We start from the raw sequence: 8,109 nt of genomic DNA, 5'->3' as shown, positions 1-8,109 counted from the left end.
GCAACGCCAAAAGCGGAGCTCCACGTCGACGACATCGCATTCGCCGACTGAAATTGCGCGAACTTGGCCTTGACGAGTGCATAACGAATCCGTAAAGGCGCGGCTCGCCAAGCGATTGGCCCCTTCGTCTAGCGGTTAGGACGCGGCCCTTTCACGGCTGAAACACGGGTTCGATTCCCGTAGGGGTCACCAACTTTTTGCACGCTGCGCGCGGTGCAAGCTTGGTCTTCCGGACATATTGAAACTTAGCGTGACGCCGTTATTTGCGTGCGCGCGTCCCGACGTTATCGGCGGTTGGCCAGCCAATGCCTCGCGAAAATGCGCATACGGTTGTGGGCGCGTTAGACGCCAAAAGGCCAATTAACATTACGCAGTCCGTTAATGTGGCGCACCCATGTCCCACTTGCGCCGTACTGACATCCATGGCAGTAAACATTAACCGCGCAATTAAACAGGAATGAAGCCCATGGCCCTTGCCCATAGCGAAGCTGCGAACCCGCATTGGGTGCCGCGTAAAAAGATTGACGAGCTTGCGCATATTCCGGGTGAAAATGGCCTGCCTATTGTTGGCACAACATTCCGCGTGCTGCGCGATCCGCCTGCTTATGGCGCACATATGGTCAAAACCTATGGCAAGGTTTTCCGCACCAACGCCTTTGGCAATCCGACCATCTCTCTGGTCGGTGCCGAGGCGAATGAGCTGCTGCTGTTTGACCGGGAAAAGCTTTTCTCGTCGGAGCAAGGCTGGGGCCCAGTGCTTAATCTGCTCTTCCCCCGCGGCCTGATGCTGATGGACTTTGACCATCACCGCATGGACCGTCGTGCGCTGGGCATCGCCTTTAAGCCAGGGCCAATGCGTGCCTACACCCAAGACATGAACCGCATCTTTGCCGAACAGTTGAAGGATTGGCGCGGTGATATGCTCTTCTATCCTGCGATCAAGCAACTCACGCTTGATGTTGCGGCGAGCAGCTTTTTGGGCATCCCGCTGGGGCCAGAGGCCGACAAGATTAACAAGGCTTTCGTCGATATGGTGCAGGCATCGGTCGCGCCGATCCGCGCGCCCATTCCCTTTACCGCGATGGGCAAAGGCGTTGCTGGTCGCAAATATCTGATCGACTATTTCGGCCCGCAAATTGCCGAGCGCCGCCGCAATGAAAACCGGCAGGACATGTTCAGCCAGTTTTGCCGGTCAACGCGCGAAGACGGCGAATATATGTCGGACGGCGAATTGATCGACCACATGAATTTCTTGATGATGGCGGCACATGACACCATCACTTCGTCGGTTACGTCGATGATCTGGTATCTCGCCAAGCACCCGGAATGGCAGCAAAAACTGCGCGAGGAGTGCCTCGCCATCGCGCCCGCCGGTGCAGACATCGCTTTTGCCGATCTCGATAAGTTCGAGCTTACCGAATATGCATTTAAAGAAGCGCTGCGGATGATTTCGCCGGTTCCGTCAATCCCGCGCCGCGCTCTCAAAGACTTCGAATTTATGGGCTATCACATTCCGAAGGGCACAGCGGTCAGCATCAGCCCGTCTTATGTGCACATGATGCCAGAATATTGGGAGAACCCCGAAACGTTCGACCCCATGCGCTTTACACCTGAGAAGGTGAAGGCGCGGCATAAATATGCGTGGGTGCCCTTTGGCGGCGGCGCGCATATGTGCCTTGGCCTGCATTTCGCCTATATGCAGATGAAGCTGTTCACGCATCACCTGCTGACCTCGGTTCGCGTGGAGATTGCAGACGGCTATGCGCCCGATTGGCAGGCGTGGCCAATCCCCAAGCCAAAGGACGGATTGAAGGTACGCTTCGTTCCGCTGTAGTTTTGGTGACGGGTGCCGCGCTACGGACCATAAAATTCACGCGTTGCAAGCTTTGCCTGATACCCTAAAGGTCGCGGTGCGCGCATGGCCTATTCAGAACAGACAGATTGGACCACTGAACCGCGGTGGCATTTGGTCCGGCGACGGGGCCTTGGTTTGGTTATCGCGCTCTTGCTCGAAGCCATCATCCTTCTCGCGATACTCAGCCTAACTATGCGGTCGGGTGGGCCTGCGGCAGGTACGCGCGGTCTGAATACATTTTCGTTGGAGGCTGAATCGGAAGCAGCTTCATCGGCAGAAAAGAATGAAACCAAGACGCCGGTGACCAACGAGCAACAAAAAACCATCACGCCGCCAATCCCGATACCATTATTGCCGCCGGTAAATCCGGTGAAGGCCCCGCCGCCGAGCCCTGAATTTATCAAAGTGAGCAAGTCTGAATTGGACGCCATGGACCTGTCCAAATTCCCGGCCAACGGAGGCAGCGGAGCGGGTGAGGGCAAAGGAAACGGACAAGGCGCAAAGGGCATGATGGGCCCGGGGCTCGGGCCCGGCGGTGCGCAGCTTTACCCCGTGGCGTGGCTACGCGAACCCTATGACAGCGAACTCACGCCCTATCTCGCTGCTATCAAGCGGATCCCCCCCGGCGCATCGGCCGACATCGCCTGCCGCATGGCGGCACATAACCGCGTCGAAAACTGCCAGATTATCGGTGAAACCCCCCGCGGCACCGGCCTCGCCAAAGCGCTTCGCCTTGCGGCCTGGCAGTTCCTCGTCAAACCCCCGCGCATCGACAACAAACCGCAACTGGGCGTCTGGGTACGGATACATTTTAACTTCGGTGTGCGGGTAATTGACGAAGGGACAGCGCCGTCAGACTAGGCGCCGTCCCTTCGTTTCTTCACTTGCGCGAAGCGATCCAAGCGTCGACTTGCTCTTCAAGCACATCCAAAGGCACGGGACCCGATTTCAGCACGGTGTCGTGGAAACCGCGAATGTCGAATTTCTTCCCAAGCGCCTTTTGCGCCTTGCCGCGCAGTTCGCTGATTTTCAGACGGCCGACCATATATGCCGTCGCCTGACCGGGGTAGATGATATAGCGCTCAATGGCTTTCACAATACCGCCGGGGGCGTCTGCGGAGTTATCTTCGACATATTTGATCGCCTGCTCGCGCGTCCAGCGTTTGTGGTGCAAGCCGCTGTCGACCACGAGCCGGATGGCGCGGTGCAGTTCCAATTGCAGCCGGCCAAAATCGCGCGCCGGATCGGTATAGAGCCCCATGTCCTTGGCGAGCTTTTCCGAATAGAGGCCCCAGCCTTCAGAATAAGCGGTCACCCCGCCAAATTGACGGAAGGCGGGCACGTCTTTTAATTCCGTCTGGATCGCCAACTGCAAATGGTGGCCGGGGACGCCTTCGTGGTAGAACAATGCCTCAACTTCGGTCAGCGGCATGTCTGCCATTTTATAGAGGTTGGCGTAATAAGTGCCCGGGCGCGAACCATCGGGCGCGGGGCGCTGGTAAAACGCCTTACCCGCAGACTTTTCACGGAATGCTTCCACCGGCTTCACAACCAACGGGGCCTTGGGCAATATTCCGAACCATTTGGGCAATAATGGTGTGATGGCGTCCTGCGCCTTTTGCGTTTCGGACAAATAAAGCGCGCGGCCCTCCTCGGTTTCGGGCGCGTAGAATTTGGGCTCCGTCCGCATATATTTGAAGAAAGCCTGAAGGTCGCCCTTCACGCCCATCTTCTTTTGGACGACGCCCATTTCCTTGTGGATGCGCGCAACCTGCGCGAGACCCAATTCATGGATCTGGTCAGGCGTCATATTGGTCGTGGTGTAGTTGGCAATCCGCTCGGCATAATAACCAGCGCCATCGGGGAAGCGCCAGACGCCGTCGTCAGTGCCAGCGACTTTTTCTTGCGCCGTCATTTCGGCAATCAGCGCCTCATAAGCGGGCTTTACAGCTTTGGTGAGCGCCTGCGCCGCGTCCGCAATCAAGATATCCTTTTCGATCTGCGTGATCTTCAACTTGCCGACCTTCGCCTTGAAATCGGCAAATAATGGCGCGTCAGGGCCGCCATCAAAAGGCGCTCCGGTGATAACATTGCGCGAATCGGCAATGACATAAGGATAGACCCATTTGGGTGGCATGATGCCCTTTGCGGCGCGCGTTTTGGCTTGGCCGACAGCCTCCGTCATTGCGGGGCCAATGCCGAAGAGCCGGTTCACATAAGCGCGGGCGTCGGACTTGGTATCGATGCGATGGATGTTGATGAGAAAGGCAGGAATCTGGCTCTGCGCGCCGTTCATCTGATCGAAGATATAGCCATAGTCATTATATTTATACGCGCCCTCGCTGCGCGCTGCGCGCTTTTCAAACAGGCGATAGGAGAGCTTGTTTTCTGGCGACAGCTTGGCGGGGTCAAAGCGCGCGCGCATTTCTTTCAGCGCCGATCGTTCGGCCTCATAATTGCGGGCTTCGGCTGCGTCGGAACCATCGTCCCATTTCCCATAGTCGCTATCCTTGATGCCGCGATAGGATTTGGAGAGCGGCGATCGCGCCAGCTGCTGCGCGTCATATTCCTCGAAAAACGCCTTGATGGCAGCGTTCTGGTCAACCTCGACTGAGGCAACAGGTGCCGCGGCTGCAGTCTGCGCAATCGCCGGTGTGGCCATATAGACCAGCGCTACAGCAACGGCAGAAAGGGCGGTTTGGGTTATGCGCATCGAAACTCTCCTGATATTGATTATGGCAACGTCATATCAGGCAGATGCGGCAGGGGAAGCGGTGATTTTACAGCTTGTCGAACAGGCAATGGTTTTGGTCGAAGCGATCTACCGGTTGCCTAACCGCTATTGCGCAACGCTGTCGCGATGGCATTGATCGTCAACTGAATGCCCTCGCCAATCCGTTCGTCAGCTTCACCGGCGCGGTGGCGTTTCATAAGTTCGATTTGGAGCAGGTTGAGCGGCTCAATATAGGGCAGACGCAGGCGGATGGAATTGTTCAGCGCCGGGTTGGCCTCAAGCAAGTGATTTTGGCCGGTTGCCGCTAGCAGGCTGTCGCGTGACGCGTGCCAGCCGCCCTTGATACGGCCGAACAGATCATGCGCAAGCGCCTGATCCTCGACCAACCCCGCATAATGCGCGGCGATGCCCATGTCGGACTTGGCCAAAACCATTTCCATATTGGCGAGGATGGTTTGGAAGTAAGACCACTCACCCGCCATCGCGCGCAACAGACCTTTGTCCGCAAAATCGGCCAGCGCCTGTCCGGTGCCGTACCAGCCGGGCAGCATGACGCGCGCCTGCGCCCAGGAGAATACCCAGGGAATGGCGCGTAAATCTTCAATCGCATCGGACGCCGTGCGGCTTGAGGGCCGCGATCCGATTTTGAGCGTCGCGATTTCGTTAATGGGCGTCATCTGACGGAAAAATGTGCGGAAGCCTGCAGTGTCGTACACCAGGCCGCGATAGTGGCGGAAGGCGCTGGCCGAGAGTTCAGCCATCGCCGCCTTGAAACGGGCAACGTCGGCGTCCGCAATCGGGTCGCTCGACAGCGTGGCGAGCATTGTCGCCGATGCGATGGTTTCCAAGCTCGTGACGGCATTGTCGACCGTGCCATATTTTGCGGCGATGACTTCGCCCTGTTCGGTAATGCGGATGCGGCCCTGCACGGTACCCTGCGGCTGCGCGAGGATTGCCCCGAAGGCGGAACCGCCACCCCTGCCCACCGCGCCGCCGCGCCCGTGGAACAGCTGCATTGCGACGCCTGCGTCGGCAAACACGTTCGCCAAGGCGCTCGATGCCTCATATAATTCCCATGTGGATGTGAGGTAGCCGCCATCCTTGTTCGAATCCGAATAGCCAATCATCACTTCCTGATGCCCGCGCGCCTTGGCCAGCGCCTGCATCATGGGAATTTGGAAAAAGGCGCGCATGGTTTCGGGCGCGGCCTGAAGGTCGGCGATGGTTTCAAACAAGGGGACGGACATGATGGTGGCGCGTGGTTGGCCGTCGTCGTCAATGCGGTACAGCCCCGCCTGTTTCAGCATCACATAGACTTCGAGCATGTCGGAGACGCTGGTCGTCTTGCTGATGTTATAGGTCGTGATAGCGGCGTCACCGAAATCAGCCTGCGCCTTGGCCGCCGCGCGGACGATCGCGAGTTCCTTTGCCGTCTCCGCGCTATAATCCGTCCATTCGCCTGCCAGTGGCCGATTATGGGTCAATTCAGCGACGAGGAGTTTGACACGCGCATCTTCATCCAGCGCAAGATAATCCGGCGTGACGCGGGCGACGCGAAACAGTTCAGCAACAACACGTTCGTGCACATCGCTGTTCTGGCGTAAATCCAGCGTCGCCAGATGGAAGCCAAATATCTCCACCGAGCGGATGAGCCGCGCCAAAGCACCCCCGCTCGACAGCGCGCCATCGCCATCGCTGGCGAGGCCCGACGCGACAGTGACAAGATCCCGGCGCAGTTCGTCAGGGCCGCCATAGGGCTGTCCTGAGAGGCTCGAGGGGCGCGGTGGTTGATCGCCAACCAATTTGATATGTGTCGCCGCCAGACGCGCGTAGATGCCCGACAGCGCCCGCCTATAGGGTTCGTCCGCGCGGCTTGGGGCGGTGTCGCCGCTTTTCTCGGCCAATGCCTGCACCGGCTCGGGCGTGTCGCTCATTAGCGATGAGATCGAAATTTCCGCGCCAAGTTTATGGATCAGTTCAAGATAATGCCGAATGGCGGTGCCGCCGTTACGCGCAGTGGCATAACGCAGCGTGTCCGCATCGACGAAGGGATTGCCATCGCGGTCGCCACCAATCCACGTGCCAAGGCGCACAAAGCCGGGCGGACGACCGCCGAGCGCCTTTTCCCAACCGGCATAAAGTTTGGGCAGCGCGGTCAGAAACACGTCCTGCATCGTCGCGCGGGCATTCTCGATCTCGTCGGCGACAAATAGCTTTTCACGGCGCAGTGGCCGCGTTTGCCACAGAAGCGCTATCTGCCGGTAGATAGCCGCCTCCAGATCATCGCCATCTTCCGTCACCGTCTGCCCCTGGTCGCGCAGCTCCATCAGCTTTGCGATCCGGTTTTTGTGGTCAATGATGCTCTTGCGGCGCACTTCGGTGGGGTGTGCGGTCAGCACAGGCACGATCAGGCTGTGGCCCAGCATCTCGCGGATGTCGGTTAGGGCGATGCCTTGAGCTGCAAGCCGCGCGCATGCTTCGGCAACCGTCGCGCCGTCCTCATGCGCAAGGCCCTGCCGATCCTCCGCCAGATTGGCCAGAAGCGAGAATAGCATGAACCCGCGGACGAAGTTGAGCGTATCATCAAGGCTAAGCGCACCAAGGCCGCTGTCGCTCGCCTCGGCACCTTCAACTTTGCGAAAACGATCAACGCTCGTCGAACGTATATATTCGGTCTGCCGAAATAATTTTTCCCCACCATAAGCGCGAATGACGTCCCCCAGCATCTTGCCGAGGAACCGGATATCCGGATTTTGCGAAATGGTGTGTGCGTGCTGACCGTCCATTGCCCAAATTGTGCACATAGGCCGCGCATAGGCAAGCAAATGCGCCTATGTCGGGCAGGGAATAGCTATTCCCCGATCAGGCGGGAAAGTCGGCCGATTTCATCATTTTGCGCAGCGACATCATCTAGCACCGGTTTTTGCGCATCGGTCAGCAGCGCGACCAGCCCCGAATCACCCGCATTGGCATCTGCAATCAAACCATCAAACGCGCGAACCGCCGCGACCGAATCATCACGCATTTTATCGAGTCGCGACAATATAACATGCGCATTGACCCAGCCTTCACTGCCGGGGGCGCTTCCCGCTGCGCGGACAGCAACGGCGCGGACAGCGTCAAGGCGTTCGAGATAGGCCGCGTGCGCGTTCTTGTGCTGCGACAGCAACGCATAGACCTGCGCCCTGAGCTCCACGGGCATGGAAACCGGCGCTGTCGGCGGTGTTATGGGCGCGGTTATGGGGTCATTATTTTCATAGGCGCGCCGCTCAAGCGAGGGAAACTGCCCGTCGATACTGCCGCATGATGCGAGCAGAATGAGGGGGATCAGACGAAGTATTGGCTTGATAATCGGCATATGGGGTGTCTAAACCTGCGGCTACGCCCATGCAAGGGCCGCGCAATCGGGCTGACTAGCGGGCAAAAGGCGTTGACAGGATGAAATCCTTGGACTAGCTGCGCCCCTTCTTGCGTGACCTCCCAAGATTCGTCTTTTGGAGTAACGCGTTTGAGCAACCGC

The 8,109-nt window shown here is 58.3% G+C and carries 6 protein-coding genes and 1 tRNA gene; 4 read left to right on the top strand and 3 right to left on the bottom strand.

The window, feature by feature from the left end; all coding sequences use genetic code 11:
- Nucleotides 1-117 precede the first annotated feature (117 nt).
- From ACIQ5B_RS09240 to ACIQ5B_RS09230, 3 genes are all read left to right on the top strand, one after another.
- Nucleotides 118-192: transfer RNA gene (locus tag ACIQ5B_RS09240), tRNA-Glu, on the top strand.
- A gap of 274 nt (nt 193-466) precedes the next feature.
- Nucleotides 467-1,834, top strand: coding sequence for a cytochrome P450 (locus tag ACIQ5B_RS09235; RefSeq protein WP_397598758.1), 1,368 nt, complete (start codon nt 467-469; stop codon nt 1,832-1,834).
- A gap of 84 nt (nt 1,835-1,918) precedes the next feature.
- The gene (locus ACIQ5B_RS09230; protein WP_397598757.1) at nt 1,919-2,716 is read left to right on the top strand and encodes a hypothetical protein; all 798 of its coding nucleotides are present in this window, start codon (nt 1,919-1,921) and stop codon (nt 2,714-2,716) included.
- A 19-nt stretch (nt 2,717-2,735) separates the two neighbouring features.
- Here the strand turns inward: ACIQ5B_RS09230 and ACIQ5B_RS09225 are convergent, their stop codons facing one another.
- The gene (locus ACIQ5B_RS09225) at nt 2,736-4,568 is read right to left on the bottom strand and encodes a DUF885 domain-containing protein (protein WP_397598756.1); all 1,833 of its coding nucleotides are present in this window, start codon (nt 4,566-4,568) and stop codon (nt 2,736-2,738) included.
- Here ACIQ5B_RS09225 and ACIQ5B_RS09220 point away from each other — a divergent pair.
- Nucleotides 4,561-4,725: a hypothetical protein gene (locus ACIQ5B_RS09220; protein ID WP_397598755.1), complete on the top strand. Its 165-nt coding sequence runs from the start codon at nt 4,561-4,563 to the stop codon at nt 4,723-4,725. The genes ACIQ5B_RS09225 and ACIQ5B_RS09220 overlap by 8 nt on opposite strands.
- Here the strand turns inward: ACIQ5B_RS09220 and ppc are convergent.
- A complete protein-coding gene (gene ppc / locus ACIQ5B_RS09215) occupies nt 4,688-7,375 on the bottom strand; it encodes a phosphoenolpyruvate carboxylase (protein WP_397598754.1) in 2,688 nt (895 codons plus the stop codon). The two genes, ACIQ5B_RS09220 and ppc, sit on opposite strands and share 38 nt — an antisense overlap.
- A gap of 65 nt (nt 7,376-7,440) precedes the next feature.
- Nucleotides 7,441-7,947 (bottom strand): hypothetical protein, encoded by a 507-nt coding sequence (locus tag ACIQ5B_RS09210; protein WP_397598753.1) that lies wholly within the window; start codon nt 7,945-7,947, stop codon nt 7,441-7,443.
- Nucleotides 7,948-8,109 lie beyond the last annotated feature (162 nt).

The organism is Sphingorhabdus sp., from assembly GCF_044374345.1.
GTDB lineage: Bacteria > Pseudomonadota > Alphaproteobacteria > Sphingomonadales > Sphingomonadaceae > Sphingorhabdus_B.
Note: the sequence above shows the minus strand (reverse complement) of the source record. Positions and strands in the feature narration are given on the sequence as shown.

Excerpts from the sequence above, each read along its gene's own strand:
- ACIQ5B_RS09235 (WP_397598758.1), top strand. The coding sequence starts at position 467 with ATGGCCCTTGCCCATAGCGAAGCTGCGAACCCGCATTGGGTGCCGCGT.
- ACIQ5B_RS09230 (WP_397598757.1), top strand. The coding sequence starts at position 1,919 with ATGGCCTATTCAGAACAGACAGATTGGACCACTGAACCGCGGTGGCAT.
- ACIQ5B_RS09220 (WP_397598755.1), top strand. The coding sequence starts at position 4,561 with ATGCGCATCGAAACTCTCCTGATATTGATTATGGCAACGTCATATCAG.
- ACIQ5B_RS09225 (WP_397598756.1), bottom strand. The coding sequence starts at position 4,568 with ATGCGCATAACCCAAACCGCCCTTTCTGCCGTTGCTGTAGCGCTGGTC.
- ppc (WP_397598754.1), bottom strand. The coding sequence starts at position 7,375 with ATGGACGGTCAGCACGCACACACCATTTCGCAAAATCCGGATATCCGG.
- ACIQ5B_RS09210 (WP_397598753.1), bottom strand. The coding sequence starts at position 7,947 with ATGCCGATTATCAAGCCAATACTTCGTCTGATCCCCCTCATTCTGCTC.